21 protein-coding genes and 2 tRNA genes are annotated in these 20,804 nt (G+C 66.8%); 9 read left to right on the forward strand and 14 right to left on the reverse strand.

Annotation, left to right across the window (positions count from 1 at the left end; genetic code table 11):
- Positions 1 to 2 precede the first annotated feature (2 nt).
- The 4 genes from fliM to AC1DIN_RS01035 all read left to right on the forward strand — a co-directional run bounded on the left by fliM (position 3) and on the right by AC1DIN_RS01035 (position 6,114).
- The gene (fliM, locus tag AC1DIN_RS01020; protein WP_441471613.1) at positions 3 to 1,130 is read left to right on the forward strand and encodes a flagellar motor switch protein FliM; all 1,128 of its coding nucleotides are present in this window, start codon (positions 3 to 5) and stop codon (positions 1,128 to 1,130) included.
- A gap of 11 nt (positions 1,131 to 1,141) precedes the next feature.
- Positions 1,142 to 1,603: a DUF6468 domain-containing protein gene (locus AC1DIN_RS01025; RefSeq protein WP_476808362.1), complete on the forward strand. Its 462-nt coding sequence runs from the start codon at positions 1,142 to 1,144 to the stop codon at positions 1,601 to 1,603.
- Positions 1,600 to 2,433, forward strand: coding sequence for a MotE family protein (locus tag AC1DIN_RS01030; RefSeq protein ID WP_441471611.1), 834 nt, complete (start codon positions 1,600 to 1,602; stop codon positions 2,431 to 2,433). The genes AC1DIN_RS01025 and AC1DIN_RS01030 overlap by 4 nt, the downstream gene beginning before the upstream one ends.
- Positions 2,434 to 2,709: 276 nt before the next feature.
- A complete protein-coding gene (locus AC1DIN_RS01035; RefSeq protein WP_476808363.1) occupies positions 2,710 to 6,114 on the forward strand; it encodes a tetratricopeptide repeat protein in 3,405 nt (1,134 codons plus the stop codon).
- Between the two features lie 107 nt (positions 6,115 to 6,221).
- Here the strand turns inward: AC1DIN_RS01035 and AC1DIN_RS01040 are convergent, their stop codons facing one another.
- The 3 genes from AC1DIN_RS01040 to AC1DIN_RS01050 form a co-directional block, all read right to left on the reverse strand.
- Positions 6,222 to 6,566, reverse strand: a complete 345-nt coding sequence (locus AC1DIN_RS01040; RefSeq protein ID WP_441471609.1) for a lipid-A-disaccharide synthase N-terminal domain-containing protein — start codon at positions 6,564 to 6,566, stop codon at positions 6,222 to 6,224.
- Positions 6,566 to 7,309, reverse strand: coding sequence for a glycosyltransferase family 2 protein (locus tag AC1DIN_RS01045; protein WP_476808364.1), 744 nt, complete (start codon positions 7,307 to 7,309; stop codon positions 6,566 to 6,568). Before AC1DIN_RS01045 ends, AC1DIN_RS01040 begins: the two co-directional genes overlap by 1 nt.
- A 181-nt stretch (positions 7,310 to 7,490) precedes the next feature.
- Entirely contained in the window at positions 7,491 to 9,011 is a 1,521-nt protein-coding gene (locus AC1DIN_RS01050; RefSeq protein WP_476808365.1) for an ArnT family glycosyltransferase, read from the reverse strand.
- On the opposite strand from AC1DIN_RS01050, the gene AC1DIN_RS01055 reads away from it, so the two are divergent.
- Entirely contained in the window at positions 8,958 to 10,064 is a 1,107-nt protein-coding gene (locus AC1DIN_RS01055; protein ID WP_476808366.1) for a hypothetical protein, read from the forward strand. The two genes, AC1DIN_RS01050 and AC1DIN_RS01055, sit on opposite strands and share 54 nt — an antisense overlap.
- Before the next feature lie 122 nt (positions 10,065 to 10,186).
- Here AC1DIN_RS01055 and AC1DIN_RS01060 read toward each other — a convergent pair whose 3' ends face one another.
- Together AC1DIN_RS01060 and AC1DIN_RS01065 are read right to left on the reverse strand one after the other, a co-directional pair.
- Entirely contained in the window at positions 10,187 to 10,294 is a 108-nt protein-coding gene (locus AC1DIN_RS01060) for a DUF7696 family protein (RefSeq protein ID WP_476808367.1), read from the reverse strand.
- Positions 10,295 to 10,330: 36 nt separating this feature from the next.
- On the reverse strand, positions 10,331 to 10,537 hold the full coding sequence (locus AC1DIN_RS01065; protein ID WP_441471603.1) for a hypothetical protein: 207 nt from the start codon (positions 10,535 to 10,537) through the stop codon (positions 10,331 to 10,333).
- 400 nt (positions 10,538 to 10,937) lie between these two features.
- Between AC1DIN_RS01065 and AC1DIN_RS01070 the strand changes: the two genes are divergently transcribed.
- Complete coding sequence (locus AC1DIN_RS01070) at positions 10,938 to 11,159, forward strand: hypothetical protein (RefSeq protein ID WP_476808368.1); 222 nt, start codon at positions 10,938 to 10,940, stop codon at positions 11,157 to 11,159.
- A 394-nt stretch (positions 11,160 to 11,553) separates the two neighbouring features.
- Here the strand turns inward: AC1DIN_RS01070 and AC1DIN_RS01075 are convergent.
- From AC1DIN_RS01075 to AC1DIN_RS01085, 3 genes are all read right to left on the reverse strand, one after another.
- Positions 11,554 to 11,630, reverse strand: a tRNA-Arg gene (locus tag AC1DIN_RS01075).
- A 38-nt stretch (positions 11,631 to 11,668) separates the two neighbouring features.
- Positions 11,669 to 11,974: an ETC complex I subunit gene (locus AC1DIN_RS01080; RefSeq protein ID WP_441469523.1), complete on the reverse strand. Its 306-nt coding sequence runs from the start codon at positions 11,972 to 11,974 to the stop codon at positions 11,669 to 11,671.
- 68 nt (positions 11,975 to 12,042) lie between these two features.
- A tRNA-Pro gene (locus AC1DIN_RS01085) sits at positions 12,043 to 12,119 on the reverse strand.
- 491 nt (positions 12,120 to 12,610) lie between these two features.
- On the opposite strand from AC1DIN_RS01085, the gene AC1DIN_RS01090 reads away from it, so the two are divergent.
- On the forward strand, positions 12,611 to 12,910 hold the full coding sequence (locus AC1DIN_RS01090) for a hypothetical protein (protein WP_476808369.1): 300 nt from the start codon (positions 12,611 to 12,613) through the stop codon (positions 12,908 to 12,910).
- A gap of 94 nt (positions 12,911 to 13,004) precedes the next feature.
- Here the strand turns inward: AC1DIN_RS01090 and AC1DIN_RS01095 are convergent, their stop codons facing one another.
- Entirely contained in the window at positions 13,005 to 13,478 is a 474-nt protein-coding gene (locus AC1DIN_RS01095) for a DUF192 domain-containing protein (RefSeq protein WP_476808370.1), read from the reverse strand.
- A gap of 207 nt (positions 13,479 to 13,685) precedes the next feature.
- On the opposite strand from AC1DIN_RS01095, the gene AC1DIN_RS01100 reads away from it, so the two are divergent.
- Positions 13,686 to 15,533: a hypothetical protein gene (locus tag AC1DIN_RS01100; RefSeq protein WP_476808371.1), complete on the forward strand. Its 1,848-nt coding sequence runs from the start codon at positions 13,686 to 13,688 to the stop codon at positions 15,531 to 15,533.
- Complete coding sequence (locus tag AC1DIN_RS01105) at positions 15,523 to 16,236, forward strand: CatB-related O-acetyltransferase (protein WP_476808372.1); 714 nt, start codon at positions 15,523 to 15,525, stop codon at positions 16,234 to 16,236. Before AC1DIN_RS01100 ends, AC1DIN_RS01105 begins: the two co-directional genes overlap by 11 nt.
- Here AC1DIN_RS01105 and AC1DIN_RS01110 read toward each other — a convergent pair.
- The 5 genes from AC1DIN_RS01110 to aspS all read right to left on the reverse strand — a co-directional run bounded on the left by AC1DIN_RS01110 (position 16,208) and on the right by aspS (position 20,761).
- Positions 16,208 to 17,260, reverse strand: a complete 1,053-nt coding sequence (locus AC1DIN_RS01110) for an acyltransferase family protein (protein WP_476808373.1) — start codon at positions 17,258 to 17,260, stop codon at positions 16,208 to 16,210. The two genes, AC1DIN_RS01105 and AC1DIN_RS01110, sit on opposite strands and share 29 nt — an antisense overlap.
- Positions 17,257 to 18,138, reverse strand: coding sequence for a glycosyltransferase family 2 protein (locus tag AC1DIN_RS01115; protein ID WP_441469529.1), 882 nt, complete (start codon positions 18,136 to 18,138; stop codon positions 17,257 to 17,259). The genes AC1DIN_RS01110 and AC1DIN_RS01115 overlap by 4 nt, the downstream gene beginning before the upstream one ends.
- A gap of 143 nt (positions 18,139 to 18,281) precedes the next feature.
- Positions 18,282 to 18,584, reverse strand: a complete 303-nt coding sequence (locus AC1DIN_RS01120; RefSeq protein ID WP_476808374.1) for a hypothetical protein — start codon at positions 18,582 to 18,584, stop codon at positions 18,282 to 18,284.
- Between the two features lie 15 nt (positions 18,585 to 18,599).
- Complete coding sequence (locus AC1DIN_RS01125) at positions 18,600 to 18,971, reverse strand: hypothetical protein (RefSeq protein WP_476808375.1); 372 nt, start codon at positions 18,969 to 18,971, stop codon at positions 18,600 to 18,602.
- 5 nt (positions 18,972 to 18,976) lie between these two features.
- The gene (gene aspS / locus AC1DIN_RS01130; RefSeq protein ID WP_476808376.1) at positions 18,977 to 20,761 is read right to left on the reverse strand and encodes an aspartate--tRNA ligase; all 1,785 of its coding nucleotides are present in this window, start codon (positions 20,759 to 20,761) and stop codon (positions 18,977 to 18,979) included.
- Between the last annotated feature and the right edge of the window lie 43 nt (positions 20,762 to 20,804).

Genomic DNA, 20,804 nt, shown 5'->3' on the forward strand with positions numbered 1-20,804 from the left:
CGATGAGCACCGAGCGCGACAACCCCGCACCGACCGACGAGCCGCTGACGCCGGAAGGCATGGCGGCCGGCTGGGCCGCGATGCCGGACATCATCGAAGAGGACGGCGAAGCGGAAGGCGGCGTAGACCGCCTGATGTCGCAGGACGAAATCGACACGATGCTCGGTTTCTCCAGCAGCGACGACGGCGCGTCCCGCAACGGTATCCAGGCGATCGTCGATTCGGGCTCGGTCGCCTATGAACGCCTGCCGATGCTCGAGATCATCTTCGAGCGTCTGGTGCGCCTGCTCTCGACGAGCCTGCGCAACTTCTTCACCGACAACGTCGAGGTCACGCTCGAGAGCATCCGCTCGGTGCGCTTCGGCGACTACATCAACTCGATCTCGCAGCCGGCGCTGCTCTCGGTGTTCAAGGCCGAGGAATGGGACAATTTCGGCCTCGTCACCATCGAGTCGGCGCTGACCTATTCGGTGCTCGATGCCATGTTCGGCGGCAAGCGCGGCCAGCCGGCTCCGCGCATCGACGGCCGCCCCTTCACCTCGATCGAAATCCGCATGGTCCGCCGCGTCATCGAGCTGGTGCTGGGCGATGCGGAGGCTGCCTTCAGGCCGCTCTCGCCGGTGACCTTCACGGTCGACCGCGTCGAGTCCAACCCGCGCTTCGTCTCGATCTCCCGCCCGGCCAACGCCGCGATCCGCGTCGAACTCAAGTTCGACATGGAGGGCCGCGGCGGCGCGCTGCATATCCTCCTGCCCTACGCCTCCATCGAGCCGATCCGCGAATTGCTGCTCGAAAGCTTCATGGGCGAGAAGCTGGGGCGCGACCCGATCTGGGAGAACCATCTCGCGACCGAGGTCTGGCAGGCCGATGTCGACGTCACCTGCGTGCTGCACGAGACGCAGATGCCGCTGAAGCGCGTCATGAAGCTCGAGATCGGCGACACGCTGATGTTCGACACCCGCCCCGACTCCACCGTCTCGCTGCGCTGCGGCGACTTCATCGTCACCGAAGGGCGGATCGGGCGCGTCGACGACAAGATCGCCGTCCAGGTGGTCGCCCCGCTCCGGCGCTCGAAGACCACCCTCGCGGCCTTCGACAGCCTTGCCAGCCATCTCGGCGCCACGACCTGAAGCAGGATGCCATGACGATCAATCTCATTGCCGACGTGCTGGTCGCCAGCCTGCTGGTCGCCACCATCATCACCTGCTTCGCGCTGACCAAGCGCATCGAGCGCCTCAAGGCCGACGAGGCCGGCATGCGTCAGACGGTCGGCGCCCTCATCACCGCCACCGACAATGCCGAGCGCGCCATCGCCGGCCTCAAGCTCACGCTTGGCGATTGCGACCGCACACTTGAGGAGCGTCTGCGCACCGCCGAGCGCTATGCCGCCGATCTCGCAGCCCAGGTCGAGGCCGGCCAGGCGGTGATGGAGCGCATCGGCCAGATCGTCAGCGCCGCCACCCTGGTCGGCGCCAAGCCGCCGGCGGCGGATGCCGCTCCGGTTGCCGAGCCCGCGCCGGTGTCCCGCCTTGAAAGCGCCGCCCAATCGGCTGCGGCCATCCGTGCCCGCGCCGCCCGCCGCCTCGAGGAACAGGCTGCGTGATCGAAAGACCCCGCCTCCTGCCGGCAGTTATCCTCGGCGCCATGGGTCTCCTGGCGCTGAAGCTGCTCGCCTGGACGGCGGACCCCGCCCCCGGCAAAATTCCCCCTGACGCGCCGTTCTTCGCGAAGGCCCCCGCCGGCAAGGCCGTTGCCGAGAAGGACGTCTGGGGCCAGGCGAAGATCATCGCGCGCGCCCAAGCGCCGGACTTCTTCGATCCCGAGACGACCGGCTCCGTGCCCGCTCCCGACCCGAAGAAGGAGCAGGAAAAGAAGGAAGCCGAGGCGAAGGCCGAGGCTGCCCGCGCCGCCAACCCTAACAACAAGGCCGGCGTCATGAACGGCACGGCCAAGCCGCTCTCGCCGGCGGAGAAGGCCATTCTCGAACGCCTCGGCGAACGCCGCGACGAGCTCGAAGGCCGGATGCGCGAGCTGGAAATGCGCGAGCGCCTGCTGGATTCGGCCGAGAAGAAACTCGACGGCCGCGTCGGCGATCTCAAGACCCTGGAAGAGAAGGTCAGTCCAGCCGCCAAGGCCTCCGCCGACGAGGCGAAGGCGATCAAGAATCTCGTCATCATGTACGAGGCGATGAAGCCGAAGGACGCCGCCCGCGTGTTCGACCGCCTCGGCCTCGACGTGCTCGTGCCGGTGGTGCAGCAGATGAATCCGCGCAAGATGTCCGAGGTGCTCGCCGCCATGTCGCCGGAGCGCGCCGAAAAGCTGACCGTCGCGCTGGCGACCAGCGGCCGGATGCCGGGCTTCGAACGGGTGGCGAACGAGGCTTCGCTGCCCGGCAACGAACTGCCGGCGATTGCGCCCGCCCCGCTGCGGTAGAACTGCTGTGCTCGGCTAGAAGGCGGCGCCATTCAGGGCTTGACCCGGAATCCATCATAGAGTGCCGAACCCTCCGATGGTTTCCGAATCGGCGCCGCCAGCGGCGGCTTGCCCGGAATGACCGCACGGCTCTCTCAAAATGCAATGTACTCCAGCTGCGACGGTCCCCATGCCGCTCCCGTTAAGACGGCATTATGGTTGACGCGCTAGCGTGCCCGAGGGCCGCCGCGTCTGCGTGATGCAAAGGCCATAGTCGCGTTGGGTCGAGTATTCCGTTTGCCTCTGTCGCGTTCCCTCGCCTTCGGTATCGGGCTGGCCGCTCTCGCGCTCGCCGCCGGCCTGAACGCGCCTGCATGGGCCGCCAGCGCCACGATGCGCGGCGAGGCCATGCAGGCCGGCTTCGGCCGCGTCTCGCTCGCCTTCGACGAACCGATCCAGACCCGCATCCGCGTCGCCAACGGCGTGCTGATCGTCGCCTTCGGCAGCCCGGTCCGCGTCGATATCGCACGCATCGCCCGCGAATTGCCCAATTACGTTTCGGTTGCGCGCGTCGACCCCGATGGACGCGGCATGCGCTTCGCGCTGACCCAATCGTACAAGGCGAACCTGATCGAGGCCGGCGACAAGGCCTTCATCGATCTCCTGCCGCAGAACTGGGCGGGCGTGATGCCCGGCCCGCCGCCGGAAGCCATCGCGGAATTGACCGAACGGCTGCGCGTCGCCGAAGCGAAGGCCCGCGAAGCCGCCCGCCAGCCGGCCGCTCCGCCTGCGGTGCTGACGATGCGCTCGGCCAGCCTGCCGACGCTGGAGCGCCTAATCTTCAAGGCCCCCGCCGAGACGAAGCTCTCCAGCGACCTCTCGGACGGCACGCTCAAGCTCGTCTTCAACAAGCCGATGAACGTCGAGGCGGCCGAAATCCGCAACGCACTCCCGGCCGACGTCGCGCTGTCCGGGCTCGACGCCGGCAAGGATGCGCTCGCCCTGACGCTCGCCCTGCCAAAGGACTGGCAGGCCCGCAGCTTCAACGACGAAACGGGGCTGGTCGTTGACCTGTTGCGGCCTGCCAAGATCGACGCGCTCTCGCTGCCCGGTACCGACAAGCCGCAGCCCCCGGCCACGCCGACGCCCGCACCGGCCGCCGCAGAGCCGACCAAGCCTGCCGCCCCTCAGCCGGCCGTGCAGCCGGCCACGCCCGCGCAGCCTGCCGCTGTAGCGCCAGCCCAGGAACCGCCGCCCGGCCCGGTCGCTATCTCCGCTGCCGAGACGCGCCTCGATTTCCGCTTTCCGCGCCAGACCGGCGCCGCCGCCTTCCTCGATGCGGGCGTGATGACGCTGGTCTTCGACACGCGCGACACCATCGACCCCGCCCGCCTCGCCGGCCTGCTGCCGAAGCTCATCGCGGAGAGTTCGGTGACGCGCGAGGGCCGCGTGACACTCGTCCGCTTGCGCCTGGCCGGCCAGCCGCTCGCCCGTTTCTTCGATGATGGCAATGGCTGGTCGCTCGATCTCGGCGAGGATGCGGGCAAGCCTGCCGCCGTGATCAAGCCACAGCGCAGCATGGATGAGCGCGGTCAGACCATCCTTGCCGTTCCACTCGCCGGGCTCACCGGCATCCACTGGCTGGAAGCCGGGCCCGCAGGCCTGCCGATCGCGGTCGCCACCGCAACCGGGCCGGTGCTTGTCACGCCCAAGCCGTATCAGTTCGTCGAATTCGGCTTGCTCCAGACCGCGCAAGGTCTCGCTGTCCAGCCGCGCTCGGACGATATCGCGGTGCGCGCCGGCACCGAGCAGGTGCGCATCGGCCGCACCGGCGGCCTCACTGTTTCGCTCGATGTTGCCGAGCCGAACAAGCAGCAGGCCGAGGCACAGGCCGAGAAGAGCGAATCCCCGCCGCTGCTCGACGGCGATGCCTGGGCGAAACTCAGGCTCGGCAACCTGCGCGACCGCGCCCGGACGCTGATGCTCGACGTGACCGACGCCTCGCGCGGCCGCAAATCGGATGCACGCCTTGCGCTCGCCCGCTTCTACGCCGCCAACGGCCTGATGCCGGAAGCCGCCGGCCCCCTCGGCGCGATGATGGCGGACGACCCGGCCATGCGCGGCAACCGGGAGGCTCTCTTCCTGCGGGGCGTCATCGCAGCCCAAATGCACCGCGATCAGGATGCGGTCGCCGCCTTCAACGCCGAGGCCATCAAGGACGACATCGAGACAGGTCTCTGGCGCGCTCTGGTCGAACAGCGTTTGAACCGGAACGCTCAGGCGATGGTCGGCTTCCGCCGAGCCGAGGCGGTGCTCGACCGTTACCCCATCGACCTTCAGGGCGAGTTCCGCGAGGCGATGGCGCGCGCCGCGTTCGCCACGCAGGACATGGGCGTAGCCGAGCGACAGGTGCAGGCGCTCACGGACATGCCGCGCGGCAGCTTCGACCAGGAGCACCTCGCCCTGCTGCAGGCACGGCTCGACGACGCCAGCGGCCGCCCCGAGGCGGCAATGAACGGCTACAAGGCGCTGTTCGAGGCGAAGAGCCGGCCCGTCGCCGCCGAGGCGCAGCTGCGCGCCGTCAAGCTCGCCGACGCCGAGAAACGGACGGACCTCAAGCCGGAAGAGGCCATTGCCCGCCTGGAGACCGTCTCGGTGATCTGGCGCGGTGGGCGGCTCGAGATTGAGGCGCTTGCCGAGCTCGGCCGGCTCTATGCCGACCAGCAGCGCTGGCGCGACGCCTTCCTGATTGCGCGCCGGGCCAATGAGAACTTCCCCGACGATCCGCTGACCCGCCGGATGCATGATGAAACGGCTCAGCGCTTCGCCGAGCTCTTCACCGGCGCAGGCCTTGGTACCCTGCCGCGCATCGAGGCGCTGGCGCTGTTCTACGACTTCAAGGAATTCCTGCCGATCGGCCGGCGCGGCGACGAGATCACCCGCCTCCTCGCCGACCGGTTGGTCGAACTCGACCTGCTGGATCAAAGCGCCGAGATCCTGCGCTACCAGATGGATCGCCGCCTGACCGGCGCAGCCCGCTCCACGGTCGCCGCCCGCCTCGCCATGATCGACCTGATGAATGGCAAGCCGGCCGAGGCGGTCCGCGCGATCAACGCGACCCGACTCGTCGAATTGCCCGCCGACGTCAAGCGTGCCCGGCTGCTGCTGGAGGCCAAGGCGCTCTCCGATCTCTCACGGACCGACCAGGCGCTGGAGATGCTGGAGGGCGAGCGCGGCGCCGAGGTCGACCGGTTGCGCGCCGACATCTACTGGACCGGGCGGCGCTGGCGCGAGGCCGGCGAGGCCTATGAGCGTATCCTCGACGAGAGCTGGCGCGGTGACGCGCCCCTGACCGATGCCGAGCGAGCCGACGTGATGCGCGCCGGCGTCTCCTATGTGATGGCGAACGAAGCCCTGTCGCTGGACCGTCTGCGCAGCAAGTTCGCGACGAAAATGGCGCGCAGCGCCGATGCCCGCACCTTCGCCTTCGTCACCGGCGCCAACCGTTCCCGCGCGGCCGATATCCGGGAGATGGCACGCGCGACCGCGAATGCCGACAGCGTCTCGGAATTCCTGAAGGCCTATCGCGAGCGCTATCCCGGCCTGTCGACCTCCATGCGCAAGCCGCAGCAGCCAACAGACCCCCTGCCCTCGCCGGCGCAAGGCGCGACCGCCGAACCGTCAACGCCGCAGCGCAGTTGAACGTCCGTCATACTCGGGCCTGACCCGAGCTTCTCGTAAGGAACGAGACTCTTGCGCTTTGTCATGTCGGCGTTTCTCGGGTCAAGCCCGAGAATGACGCCCTTTGCCTAGCCCGGCCCGGAATTCGTATCCTCGCCGCGCGCCTTGGCGCGCAGCACGAATTGCAGGTTGCGGATGTAGACGAAGACGCCGAAGCCCTGCCCGAGGATGAAGACCGGGTCGCGCCGGTAGAGCGCGTACATCAGGAGCAGCGCACCGCCGCCGATCGAGAACCACCAGAAGGTCATCGGCACGACGGAACGACCGGCCTTCTCGCTCGCCAGCCACTGCACGACGAAGCGCATGGTGAAGAGCCCCTGCGCCACGACGCCGAGCAGCACCCACCAGTCGATGTTGTTGACGAAGACGTCGTGGAAGTAGTTGCCGATAGTTTGTTGCAGGTCGATCAGCATCACATCGTCTCCGAGACGATCTGGGGCACGCGCTTGCGCCGCCGGATCAGCCACCAGACGCCGGCCAGGTCGAGGATGCCGACCCAGAGCCGGTCGAAGAAACCGTAGTTCGAGACGCCGGTTAGGCGCGGCCGGTCGCGTACGTCGACATGAAGCACCTTGTAGCCCTCGCGCGCCATCAGCGCGGGCATGAAGCGGTGCAGTGCGTCGAAATAGGGCAGCGCCAGATAGGCCTCGCGCCGGAAGCACTTCAGCCCGCAGCCGGTGTCGCGCGTATCGTCCTTCAGCACCCGCCCGCGCACGCCGTTGGCGACCTTCGACTGCCAGCGCTTGAAGCCGGTGTCCTTGCGGCCGACCCGCTGGCCCTGCACGAGCCCGGCATGGAGGCCGCCCTTCTGCAGGGTCTCCACCATTTCCGGCAGGAACACGGGGTCGTTCTGGCCGTCGCCGTCGAGCGTCGCGACGATGGCGGAACGCGCATGGCGCACGCCGCTGCGCACCGCCGCACTCTGCCCGCAGGATTGGCCATGGGTCACGACCCGCAGCCAGGGCCGCGTCGCCGCCAGCTCCGCGAGTTTTTCGGCCGTGCCGTCGGTCGAGCCGTCATTGACGTAGATCACCTCGAATGGGCCGATCATCGCGCAGGCCTTCTCGATATCGGCGACGAGCGGCGCGATGTTGCCGGCCTCATTGCGCACGGGCACGACGACGCTGAGCAGGGGATGGGAGGAGGTTTCGGTCAAAACGGCATCTTCCGGCAAAATGGCCCGCAAACTGCGTCAGCGCAGCCCATAGGGCATTGCGCAAAAAAGTGGGAACCGGTTTTTCGCTTAAAGCAATGCTCCAAGCGACAGGAAACGATCACGCTTTTTTCCCATTTTGACAGTTCCGTCAAAATGCGACGCGACCGGGGGCAAGCATTTATCAACCCGGCTCCCTGACGAAGACGGCGATTTCGAGGAGGCGGCCGCCATTGAGGTTGAAGCCGCGGATCGTCGTGAACAGGCGCGGCTTGACCGGCTGGTTCGCGAGCGCGGCCTGGAACTCGTCGGCGAAGCGCCTTTCGACGAAGGCGACGCGGCATCCGGGCAGGCTGAGGAAATCGGCCGCCTGCTGGCCGCTCGCAGCCATGCCGAGATTCGTGCCGGTCAGGAAGACCAGGCTCGGCTCACGATAGCCCAGCGTCTGCACGGCAGGGTCTGGACAGGCCGCCCGCGCCGCCTCGGCGAGCCGCGGCGAAAGCTTCAACGAGCGCAGGCTCTCGATGGCGAAGGGGTAGACCGAGGCCGTCAGCAGCAAGCTCGCGAGCACGCAGCGCCAGAGCGCGCCTTCAAGGTCGAGACGCCGGAAGGCGGCAATGACGCCGGCAGCAGCGAGGAGCACCAGCGCGAAGCCGGGCAGAGCCAGCCAGGGCAGGGTCTGGTCGAGCTTCCAGTTGCCGAAGAGGATCACGCCCATCAGCGCAAGCGGGACGATCAGCACGAGGCAGGCGGTTGTCACCGCGCCGCGCCGATAGCGGTCGATGCCGCCATTGATCATCGCCAGCAGCAGCAGCGCGGTGATCGCGGGATAAAGCGGCAGCACGTAATGCGGCAGCTTGGTCGGCACCGCCTCGAAGACGAGCCAGCTCGGCACGATCCAGGCGATCAGGAACAGGATCTGCGGTTCCTTGCGCCTGATCCAGGCGAAGGGCACCGCCATCGCGGCGAAGGCCGCCGCCGGCCAGTAGGTCGCGAAGAAGACCAGGAGGTAGAACCCAGGCGGCCCCCAATGCTTCTCCTGCCCCTCCGCGACCTTGCCGAGCATGTCCTGCCCGACGCTCTCAGCGAAGAAGCTGCCGCCGGTCTTGAGCATGATCGCGACGAACCAGGGCAGCGCCACGATGAGGCAAAGCAGCAGCCCCGGCCCGAAACGCAAGGGCTTCAGCCAGCGGAAGGAACGCTGGCTCGCGCTCAGCACCAGGATGGCGAGGCCCCAGACCATCGGCACGATCGGCCCTTTGATCAGGAGCCCGATCGCGGTCGCGCCCCAGAACACCAGCCAATTGCGCCGGTCCGGCACGAAAGCGAGCGAGCGCGTCCAGTCGAACCAGGCCCGTGCCAGCGCGCCCATGCTGGCAACCGCGCAGGCTGCGAGCACGGCATCCGTCTTGGCGATACGGGCTTCGACGCCGAGCAGCACCGCGGCCGCCATCAGCGAGGCGCCGAGCAGCGCATAGCGCCGCGCCAGGAAGGCCAGCAGCGCCCAGTAGGTCAGCAGCACCGTCGCGATGGCACCGAACAGCGAGGGGATGCGGTAGAGCCAGATCTGCGTGCGCGCCCGCGGCACGCCGAGCGCCTCGCCCGCCTTCACCGCCGCGCTCTGCAGCCAGTAGATGCCGACCGGCTTCTTGTGCCGGGCTTCATCCTGGAAGCGGATGTCGACGAAATCGCCGGTCTCAAGCATCTGCTTGCTGGCCTGGGCGAAGCGCGGCTCGTCGCGGTCGAGCGGCTGGAGCGTGCTGAAGCCGGGCAGAAAAGCGGCGAGCGACAGAAGAACCAGAAAGGCGCAAACGCGCGCATGGCTGACCGTCAGGAAACTCGTCAGGCGGTCGATCGCTGGCGTGAGCGAAAACATCATCCATCCTCGCGACCGCCGGGCCGCGCCTGTGCTGAAAGCCGGTCGCGCTGGAACGCCGCACGCTTGCCGGGCCTTTCGGGCACGATCAAGGCGAAGCCGCGCGCGGTTTACGCTGCGGGGCGCGAGCGGGCAAGCGCGAGGACGACGCATGATCGCCGCCCGGCCCGTGAAATTGTGGCGCGTATCCCCGCGGAACGCTATCGAAGCATATGGCTGCCCCGCGCTCGGCGCGCTGATGACGACGCTGTTCTATCCGCCGCTCTTCAGTGCGCTGGTCTTCGAGCCGCCGCAGATCGTCGACCTGATCACCTCACTCGTCGTCGCCCTCGCCGTGGGGCAGCTCGCCGGCAAGCTCAGGCGGCAGATGGTCAGGCGACGGAAGGCGAGCAGACCATACGGCGCATCTACGAACTCCGCAGCGCGCTCGCAGCTGCAACCGGTGTGGACTCGGTCTACCGCATTGTGGCCGAGCAATTGTCGCAGGCACTCGGCCGTCCGGCAGCGCTGTTCGCCATGGCGGGGCCGGGGCAGGCGGCGACGGTCCATTCGCCCTTTTCCCGCGATGTCACGGAAGCCCTCGCCGGCCGCGCCCGGCCGATCTTGCTCGACTCGGCCGCTCCGTTCGCGGCGGCGACCTTCACGTTGCCGCAACGAGGGCACTGGCTTCTCTGTCGGCTCACCGGGACTGATGACGCCCGCGCGATCGTCGCGATCGAGGTCGATACTGCCGACGACGCTGCCCATGCGGCAGGGCTGGAGCGCGTCAGGCTCGTGCTCGCCGAGGGAAATCGCTCGCTGGAGCGGCCGGGGCTGTCGCAGATCCTGGAGGAGCGGCGGCGAGGGCGCGCAACAGCGCGAACTGCTTGGGCGAAAGTATAATCGCCGTGCCGCCTCGGCCGACGAGAGGGCGGGCGATGTCAAACCGTCTTAGAAGCCAGAAAACGCCGACAATACTCGTCAATTCGCCATAGATGTGCCGATCCGGCAAGTCTTGGATCAATCTACAGCCGTTGGTGATCGACCTCGGCCAGAGACCGCACCTCGCACTCGTGCTTCCATTCCTCCGACCAGGCCGAAACCTCGTGGCCGGCGAGGATAGAGAAGGTCATGGGCGGGTTGTCGGGTGGGTAGGACATCGGCGCAAATCAGTGCTTGGAACGAAGCTTAGCCTGTTCCAGATTCGCTTGCCCCAGGAAAGCCTCGAGCTTCGTTAGCGCTTCAGGCGCTAGCAGGATTTCGATTTCACGATCGTCAAATCCGCGTCCAACAATGACCGCGGCCCCTCCCGGTTCTACTGTGACAGCAAGATGAGTGATATCGCGCAGCTCGAGCTTCAGCGGTTTGGTCGTCACCGGAGCATCCATCGACGTTAGTGCTCGCACCGGATTAGCATTTTCCCCGATGGAAGTGAGAAGCGGCACTCATCTTCATAGTGAACGGGTGTGCCGTCCTTGAGCGTGTAAGATGTCGTTGGGAGGCCGGGCCACTCGCGCCAGACAATGACGATATGGCGGCTGCCATACTCATCCTGGCAGCACTCTCGATAAAGCTCACACTCAGGCGGCATCGCCCCCGCGCGCGGACGGCCCTGCAGGCTTTCGTAACGCAACCATTTTTCACCTCCCACAACGCTCTTTCGAGGGTTCAACCTGATCAATCGGGGCGGGGTTCCGCACTGGTGTGAAAGCTCTTGCGAACCGCTCCTCGGCACCTAAATTTTTCCCCACGGTTCACTTCTAGGGGAAAGGAGTCATGCCGTTTTTATCGTTGACTGATCCTGCCGATCTCGCTGTGGCCTATGCCGTGCTGGAGGCCGTCTGGGATGAAGTCAAGAGGTCCATTCCCGAGCCCGAGCATGAAAGGGAACGGACCAGAATCGCCTGTCTCGTCGCCGGTTTTGCGCCCTTGGCGCTCGACGAGGAGGATCTGAAGCAGAACGTCCTGCTTCATTACAATCATTCAGTGCTCAGCTGAGCCACGCCCGCCGACGATTGCCGGCGGGCTCCTCGTCGACTTGTCACGGCGCTCCCCGGCTTTCTCGTAGTGTTCGCTGATTCTCCCGCGAGACGAGAGATTGTGCCGCCGCACTTGGAGCAGCGATAGCGCAGGCAGATGTCCGGGATCGGCAGATCGCCAGGCAGCCCGTACAGGCTGATCTCAGCATAGCGAACACAGTCGTTACACCAGACCGCCGCCAGCTTGTATCCGGGAGATCGAGCGGTATTGCCGTGAAGCCCAGCGGAAGGTGCTGGCCAGAGCCGCCATGGCGAAATCCGCCGCGGCATTCGATCAGGATTTGACTAACGACAAACCGGCTAGTCAAATCGGCGGATCTAACCCCTTAAAAGGAAAGGAGTTTTTAGGAAAATGGCGAGCCCGGCAGGATTCGAACCTGCGACCGATAGCTTAGAAGGCTATTGCTCTATCCAACTGAGCTACGGGCCCGAAAGCGAAGGGAAGGCCCCTCGCCTGTCGTCATCGCGTCAATGCGTCCACTGACCGACGCGCGTATACTTGAAATTGTCCGAGTAGGAGACCGAGCGACGCTTCGGCTCATGCGGCTGCTCGACGCGGAAAGGAATGCCGTTGCGCGTGGCATAGGCGACGGCTTCCGCCTCGTTGTCGAACCAGAGCCTGAGCTGGCTCTTCATGTCCGACGAAGAGGTCCAACCCATAAGGGGCTCGATCTCGCGCGGCCGCTCCGGCTCGTATTCGAGCAGCCAGCGCTCGGTCTTGGCGGTGCCGGACTGCATGGCCGTACGGGCCGGTCGGTAGATGCGTGCGGTCATGAATAGCGCTCGGCCGTCACCAGATTTGCTCCGGCCCGGGAGCCGGGCCGTATTGTACCGGTCTGGAATGGTCGGGGCACCAGGATTCGAACCTGGGACCCTCTGCTCCCAAAGCAGATGCGCTACCGGGCTGCGCTATACCCCGACAGTCCGCAAGTGTATCGTATCACTCGCAAAACCATCACGACAGTTCCAAAACCACCTGCCGCAACGCGGAACGAAATAGCATCGTCGGGACGGTTTGGGAACAGGAAGTTCCCATTAACGCCCAGCGATGTTTTCCGGCCGTTTGTCTCGTCCCTCCATCGCTCTTGGGAACGGGCATCGCTCCCCTCCCATGTAACCCGGCGGCCGACGCTATCGCCGCTCGAGAAGCGGCTCGCCTGCTGCGGAAGGCGGCGGCCTTCGGCGGGCGCCGGTGGCGCACTCCTTGAAGCGCTCGACTCCACGCCACAAGGAACGCGCCGATATGAAACAGGTCGCACCGTTCCGGCACAGCCGGGGTCCTGCCGAAGCCTCACCGATCAACGCCTGGATCAGAGTGCTCGTTGTGCTCGTCCTGGCTGCGTACATCGCGCGTGCAGCCCTGCATCTCCACCAGCTTCTCATAGCTGCAAAGCCCTGAAGGAACGCGCCATGAAACGAGGAAATCCGCTCTCGCGCGCTGCGCGCCTGGCAAAGACGAGGCGCGAGCAGGAAGAGGCCAGAAGGGAGCGCGAGAAGCACTTCCCCAAGCCGCACCTTGTGCGGGAGATCGACCCGTCGAACAGGGACGAGAACGACGAATCGGAGAAGCCGCGGCAGGCCCTGACAGCGGAAGCGGACGGATCCCACGTTCGCCGGGAGCTGCCGCGTTCGCTGCGCTGGCGCATCCCGGGCGTCGTCCCCGCCTCGTCGTGGGAGAACGTGATCTTCGCCTTCGTCCCCGCACGGTAGCGCAACCCGAAGCCTGGCCCGCCGTTCACGAAGCCTTGCGGGCGGTCGTCACGACGCGGACTTTATTTGCCAGCAGCCCCCGCCTCGCCGCCTCTCAGCGCTTGAACAGCGGATGCTCGACCTTGTCTCCGGGCTTGAGGCCAAGCTGCTTGCTGACGCCGCCATTGATCTCAAGCACCGACAGCACCGGCTCGCCGGCGGGAATCGTGCGCGTCGAAAGCGGCTCCGTCCGCTCCGCGATGCGCGCGATGGTGCCGTCCGCTCGAATGAACAGCATGTCGAGCGAGATGTAGGTGTTCTGCATCCACATCGCCACCGGCTCGCTGGCGCCGAAATCGAACAGCATGCCTCGGTCGGCCGGCATGTAGTTGCGGAACATCAGCCCCTTCGCGCGCTGGTCGGGCGTGCGCATCACCTCAACCTGGAAGGCATGCCGCGTGCCGCCGCTCACGATCACGAGCGGTTCGAGCCCGGCGCCGGCTGCGGCGGGCTGGCTCTGCGCTGCGGCGGGCATCAGCGCCATCAGGACGAGAACGATTGCGGCGAAAGCGGTCTTGAAGGCGTGCATCGCGTCCCAACTCCATGGCGGCCATCGCCATTCTCATGCTTTAGAAGCGGCGGATGGCGAATCTTCGGCAGATGGCCGTGTCCGCCATCTTCCGGTCAAGCCTTTCCTCGTCATATGAATGCAGGACGCTGCCTCCCAGAGTTCGGCGGCTTTCTTTCGCTATCCGCTCGCGGCAGTTTCGCCCGGCCAATGAAGCAGGAGTCCCTTATGTCGATCGCGCGCCTTCGTCGGCCGACGCATCTCACCGGCACGGCCTTGACGGCCGTCCTCATCGCCTTTGCGTCTCCCGTCTGGGCCGCCGATTTCCAGATCGACAACGTCAAGATCGATCTCGGCCGGATGGTGATCAATGCGCCGAAGATCACCGTCAAAGGCTCTACGCTGGAGAAGGATGCCTTCCTCGCCCTGTTCACCAGCACCGCCGGTGATTCGGCGGCGGCGCGCGCGGGCCGGCTGAATGCGACCGAGATCAGCGCACCCGAGCTGACCATGGTGCAGAATTTCGGCGATCAGAAGCAGACGACGACCTATCGCGACATCCGCCTCACCGACATCCGCGAAGGCAGGATCGGCCACGGTGAATCCGCCAGCGGAACGATCGTCGGCGACGGTGGCGCCACCGGCCCGATCAAGGGCGAGCTGAAGCGCACCGCCTTCGACGCCTTCGACCTGCGCCAGAGCGCGCGGGTGCTGACCGAGAAGGTTGCGCCGGGCGTCGAGGAGAAGATGTTGCCGCTGATCGGCAGCTTCGAGCAGGACGGCTACACCCTTGACATGGGCAAGGCCGGCAAGGCGTCGCTGGGCAAGACCACTGCGCGCGGTTTCGCCGCCAAGGTCGGCCCCGAGCCACTGCTCGACGTCGTCAACCAGCTCGCCGCCGCCTCCGAGGAGGTCGAGAAGAAAGAGGCCGGCAAGAAGGACGGCAAGGCCGAGCAGAGCGAGGAGAAATCCGCGCAGAAGAGCGACGCCGAGAAGCGACTCGGTCTGTCCATGCTCTCGCTCTTCGATATGTTCGAATATGGTAGCGGCGAGGCCCGCGACTTCGCCATGACCGTTTCTGCTCCGCCGCAGTCGGACACCAAGCCGGATGCCGTCGACATCAAGATCGCCCGCATGGCCTTTGGCGAGAATACGCCGGCCAAGTCGGGCTTCGCTCTCGAAGGTTTCCGCTTCAGCTCCGGCCCCGCCAAGGGCGGCATCGACACGATCAGCTATTCCGGCTTCTCCTTCGCGCCGGTCTTCCGCGAGCTGCGCGCAGCGCTGACGGAGCCTGACAAGCCGATCGAAGAGCTCGACTTCCGCCGCTTCATCCCGACCATCGGCACGGTGCGTCTCGCCGGGATCTCGATCGACGCGCCGCCGGCCATCACCGGCAAGGACGCGATCAAGATCGCGCTCGGCACCTTCGAGCTCAAGGCCGGCGAGCAGCTCAACGGCATCCCGACCAGCCTCGCGCTGACCATCGACAAGCTGGTGACCCCGATCGTCGACACGGCCGGCAACCCGGCCGCCAAGGACATGATCGCGATGGGCATCCGCTCGCTCGATCTTTCGGCCAAGCTCGACCTGGCCTGGGAGGCGGCGAAGAACGAGCTTGCCATCCGCAGCCTGTCGCTGGGCAGCGCCGGCCTCGTCCAGCTTGACGCCTCCGGCACGCTCGGCAACGTCACGAAGGACCTGTTCTCCAGCGATCTCGCCCTCGCCCAGGTCGCCGCGCTCGGCGCCACCGCGCGCAATCTGCAGGTCAAGCTGCAGAATTTCGGCCTGGTCGAGAAGATGATCGAGAACGAGGCCCGCAAGTCGAAGCGCAAGGTCGAGGAAGTCCGCCAGCAGTATGCGATGATCGCAAGCCTCGGCCTTGCCGCGATCCTCGGCCCCTCCGACGCCGCCAAGACGCTGACCGCGGCGGTCTCGCGCTTCGTCGCCAAGCCCGGCACGCTCAACGTCCAGGCCAGCGCCAAGTCGCAGACCGGCCTCGGCCTCGCCGACGTCATCACCATGACCGAGCCGACGGAAATCTTCGACAAGATCGACCTGAAGGCCGATGCCCTCTGATCTGGAGGGCGTCATCGCTACCGAGGATCGCGACTGGCGCCCTTCGCGCCTGCAAGGATGGTGGGCAGGGCTGCCCGCCGTCCCGCGCGGCTGGCTGCGCAAACGGCTCAACCCGAACAACCAGACCCGGCTGCATCTGGCGCATCTCCTCGCACGGCGGCCGGGGCAATTCGTCTTCGGCCCCTATACCTACGGCCGGCCGAAGGTGCGCTTCCCCGAAAACGGGGCGAGGCTCGCCATCGGCCGCTACGGCTCGATCGCCGACGGCGTCGAGATCCTGCTGGGCGGCAATCATCGGCTCGACTGGGCGACGACCTACCCCTTCCCCGCCCTGCCTCGCCTCTGGCCGGAGACGGCGGGCGTGAGCGGCCACGACACCACGCGTGGCGACGTCGTCATCGGCCACGATGTCTGGCTCGGCTCGCAATGCATGATCCTGTCCGGCCTCTGCATTGGCCATGGCGCCGTGGTGGCGGCCCGGGCCGTCGTGACGCGCGACGTACCGCCCTATGCGATCGTCGCGGGCAATCCGGCCCGCGTCGTCAGGCTGCGCTTCGACGAGGCAACTGTCGCGGCACTTCTCGAGAGCCGCTGGTGGGAGCTTCCGCGCGAACGGCTAGCCCCCCTCCTTCCGCTCCTCATGAGCGAGCGGATCGGGGAGTTCGTCGCCGCGGTCAGGACGCGCGCAGCAACCGGCGCTTGAGGTTGAGCGCCGGCTTCTCGACCAGGAACCAGGACAAGGCCGCGATCACGAAGGTCGCAACCATCGAGGGCCAGAGCAGCGCAACCGCGCCAAGGGCCGGAAACAGCGCGTGCAGAGCCTGCTGCACCGGCCAGCCATAGAGATAGACGCCGTAGGACAGGTCTGCCGGCGGCTCGACCGAGCGGCGCGTCAACGCCGGGGCGAGCGCGATCACGAGAACGCCCCAGGCCGTGACGAGATAAAGCGCCGCCTTGTAGAACGGCGTGTAAGCGAGCGGCACCATCGCGAGAAGCGCGAGCGCCAGCAGCGGCAGCGAGAGCGTCACCCGCTCGCGATAGAGATAGATGACGCCGCCGGCGAGGAAGATCAGCGGCAGGCGAAGGGCCGTCTCCGTGCCCTTCGGTCCGTGGGGCATCAGCACCTCGCGCAGGACCACCGCCAGGGTGAGGCCAGCAAGCGCGGCCAGGGCCAGCCGCGGCCTGGCGAGCAGGCCGGCTAGGCCCGCGACCAGAACGCCGAGATAGCAGAGCGTCTCGTATTTCAGCGTCCAGACCGTCCCCATCGGGAATTGCAGCGGATTGCCCTCGAACACGCCCGGCAGGGCGGCGGCGCTCTTGAAGCTGGTCAGCGTCGCGCTGATGAAGCGCCACAGCCGCGGATCGCTGAAATACGCCGCCCGGTCGAGGTTCGTCATCAGCGCGCCGAGCACGAGGGCCACGATCAGCGTCGCCGCAATCAGGCCGGGCGCGATGCGCAGCACCCGCGCCAGCACATAGTCGCGCCAGCCACGTCGCAGGAAGCTCATCGTGACGAGGAAGCCGGAGATCGCGAAGAAGCCATTGACGGCATGCTCGCCCAGCGTGAAGCCCGTCGTCGCGAACCAGGGCTCCTGCTCGAGCCGCCCGTCGGTGACGCTGAAGGCGTGCGAGATCACCACGGCCACGGCCATGACCAGGCGCAGCACGCCGAAATTGTTGTGCGGATTGGCGAGCGCTTTCGCGACCCGCGGCGCACGCCCGATCATGGCGAAACCTCCAGCCCCTCATGCGCCAGCGCCGTCCTGCCGCGACGCCAGGCCCGCGCCCCCGCGACCGAGCCGGCATGGGCGCTCATCTTCTCGCGGTTGAGCAGAAGGCCGTAGCCGATCGCCTTGCCGAAATTCTCCAGCGTGCGGATCGGGCCCGGCTCCGGCAGGCGGTATTTGCGGGCGATATAGCCTTCTGACCACGCCAGATGCCAGCGCGCCTTGAACCGGCGCTGCGGCGATGGCGCACTCGAGCGACCGCGGCCATGCCGCGCCTCGGCGCGATGGACATGGATCAGCGCATGGCCGGCATCGCGCATGCGCCGGCACAGGTCGTCATCCTCGTAGAACAGGAAGATCGCCGGGTCGAAGCCGCCCAGCGCGACGAACAGCTCGCGCCGGATCAGCAGGCAGGCGCCGGAGAGGAAGGGCAGGCAGGCGTCGCCTTCCGGCACGACCATGCCACCGCTGCGGTTGAGATGATCAGGCGAGAGCAGCGAACGTGGCTGCAGGAAGACCCGGCCGGAAGGCTCGATGATACGCGGCGCCAGCATCCCGGCATCGGGATAGCGCCCGGCCGCTTCCAGCAGCGCTGTGGCCGCGCCCGGGCGTAGTTCCAGATCGGGATTGACGATCAGCACATACGGCGTGTCGGCCGCGGCGATACCGATATTGTTGCCGCGTCCGTAGCCCTCGTTGCGGGCGTTCGCGATCACTCTTGCGCCCTTCGCCGCGGCGACGCTGCGGCTTTCGTCCTGGCTGGCATTGTCGACGACGATCGCCGGCACGCCCTCGGCCGCCAGCGCATCAAGGCAGGCGGGCAGAACCTCGGCGCTGTCGTAGCTGACGACGATGGCGGTGATGGCGGCGGCGGGCATTGCGGCCTTGTGGCCTCGACACTGCGCGGGACGCAAGCGAATTCACAGCATCGGACCGAAAAGCGGAATCCGGCTTTCGGAGGAATCCGATGCTTTCACAAAGAGCTAGTTGCCGCGCTGCGTCCGGCATGACGCACGGCGATCTAGCGCCGGGCGAGCGCGCCGATCTCGCCTTGCACGCGCTCGCGCTCCGCCGTGTCGCAGCGGTGCGGCGCCTTGTAGGATTTCACCGCGTAGCCGGCATTGGCCTCGATGAAGCGCTGGCGGTCCTGCCGGTCGAGCCGGGCGATGATGCGGCCGCGGTCGACGCGCAGGCCGCAATCAAAGGCGCGCGAGACCGTCGCGGCGGCATACTCCACGGTGCCTGGCGGCGGGCCGGCCACGCTGGTGCACCCGGCAATCCCGAGGAGCATCAGCCCCGCGGCGAACAGCTTGGCAGTGGTCATGAAATCGGCAGCCGCTCAGGAGGCGTCGAAGTTCCCGCCGCGGATGCGGCCCATCCGTTCCTTGAGCTGCCCCCGCTCCTCGACCGTGCAAGGCTCGGGGCGGATACCCTGGTTGACGGTCTCGGCCTCGGACACGCTGACATAGGCAGAACGGGCAGCGGCAAGCTGTTCGTCACTCGCCCCGCGCGCCTTCTCCGCGGCGAGGAAGCGATCGAGCGTGCCGCGCTGCGGCCTGGCCGCCTTGCAGGCCGTCGCGCGCGAGACGGTCGTGGCCAGCGCCGAGGCACGCCCGGCGCTGGTATCGGCTTCGCCGGCGACGCAGGCACCGAGCGGCAGCGCAAGAAGGCAGGCGAGCGACAGGGCTCGCCCGGCAGGCAGCGAAGGCATGGTGGTCAGCCGTTCTTCTCGGGCAGGTTGACGCGCAGATGCGCCTCGCGCAGCTGCTTCGGCGTCGCCTCGGCCGGCGCGCCCATCAGCAGATCGACCGCCTGCTGGTTCATCGGGAACAGCGCGACCTCGCGCAGGTTCGTCGCGCGCGCCAGCAACATGATGATGCGGTCCACGCCCGCCGCCATGCCGCCATGCGGCGGCGCGCCGTACTGGAAGGCGCGATACATGCCGCCGAAGCGCTCGATCACCGTCTCCTCGCCATAGCCGGCGATCTCGAAGGCCTTCACCATCGCCTCGGGGCGGTGGTTGCGGATGCCGCCGGAAGCCAGCTCGAAGCCGTTGCAGGCGATGTCGTACTGGAAGGCCTTGAGCGAAAGCGGGTCTTCCTCGGTCAGCGCCTTCAGGCCGCCCTGCGGCATCGAGAAGGGGTTATGCGAGAAATCGACCTTCTTCTCGTCCTCGTTGTATTCGAACATCGGGAAATCGACGATCCAGGCGAAGGCGAAGACGTTCTCGTCGATCAGGTTGAGCTCCTGGCCGACCTTGTTCCGGGCGCTGCCGGCGAACTTGTAGAACTTGTCCGGATCGCCCGCGACGAAGAAGCAGGCATCGCCGCCCTTCAGCCCCATCTGCTTGATGATCGCGGCGACGCGCTCAGGCCCGATATTGTTGGCGATTGGCCCTTGGCCCTCGCCGTCTTCCTTGACCATCAGGTAGCCGAGGCCGGGCTGGCCTTCGCCCTGCGCCCAGGAGTTCATCCGGTCGCAGAAGGCGCGCGAACCGCCGCCCGGAGCCGGGATCGCCCAGACGCGGTTCTTCTCGCCTTCCAGGATGCGGGCGAAGACCTTGAAGCTCGAACCCCGGAAATGCTCGGAGATGTCCTGCATTTCGATCGGGTTGCGCAGGTCCGGCTTGTCGGAGCCGTATTTCGCGATTGCCTCGGCATAGGGGATGCGCGGCCAGTTCTTCTGGACGGTGCGGCCCTCGGCGAATTCCTCGAACACACCGGTGATGACCGGCTCCATCGTCGCGAACACGTCCTCCTGCTCGACGAAGCTCATCTCGACGTCGAGCTGGTAGAACTCCCCCGGCAGGCGGTCGGCGCGCGGATCCTCGTCGCGGAAGCAGGGCGCGATCTGGAAATAGCGGTCGAAGCCCGCCATCATCAGGAGCTGCTTGTACTGCTGCGGCGCCTGCGGCAGCGCGTAGAACTTGCCCGGATGCAGGCGGCTCGGCACCAGGAAGTCGCGCGCGCCTTCCGGCGAGGACGCGGTCAGGATCGGCGTCTGGAACTCCGAGAAGCCCGAATCCTTCATGCGGCGGCGCATCGAGTCGATGACCTTGGTGCGCAGCATGATGTTGTTGTGCAGCTTCTCGCGACGCAGGTCGAGGAAGCGGTACTTGAGGCGGGTGTCCTCGGGATATTCGAGATCGCCGAAGACCGGCAGCGGCAATTCGGCCGAGGGACCGAGCACCTCGATGCCTGTCGCGAAGACCTCGACCGCACCGGTCGGCAGGTTGGCGTTCTCGGTGCCGGCGAGACGGGGCTTGACCTTGCCGTCGATGCGCACGACCCATTCCGAGCGCAGCGTCTCGGCATCCGCAAAGGCCGGCGAATCCGGATCCACCACTACCTGCGTCATGCCGTAATGGTCGCGCAGGTCGATGAAGAGCACGCCGCCATGGTCGCGGATGCGGTGGCACCAGCCGGAGAGGCGAACGGTCTGACCGATGTCGCTCTCGCGGAGCGCGCCGCAGGTGTGGGAACGGTAGCGATGGAGGGTCACGGCACTGTCTTTCGGAAAGGCAATGGAAGCCGGCCAAATCGGG

This window comes from Allobosea sp. 05T438 (assembly GCF_056396025.1).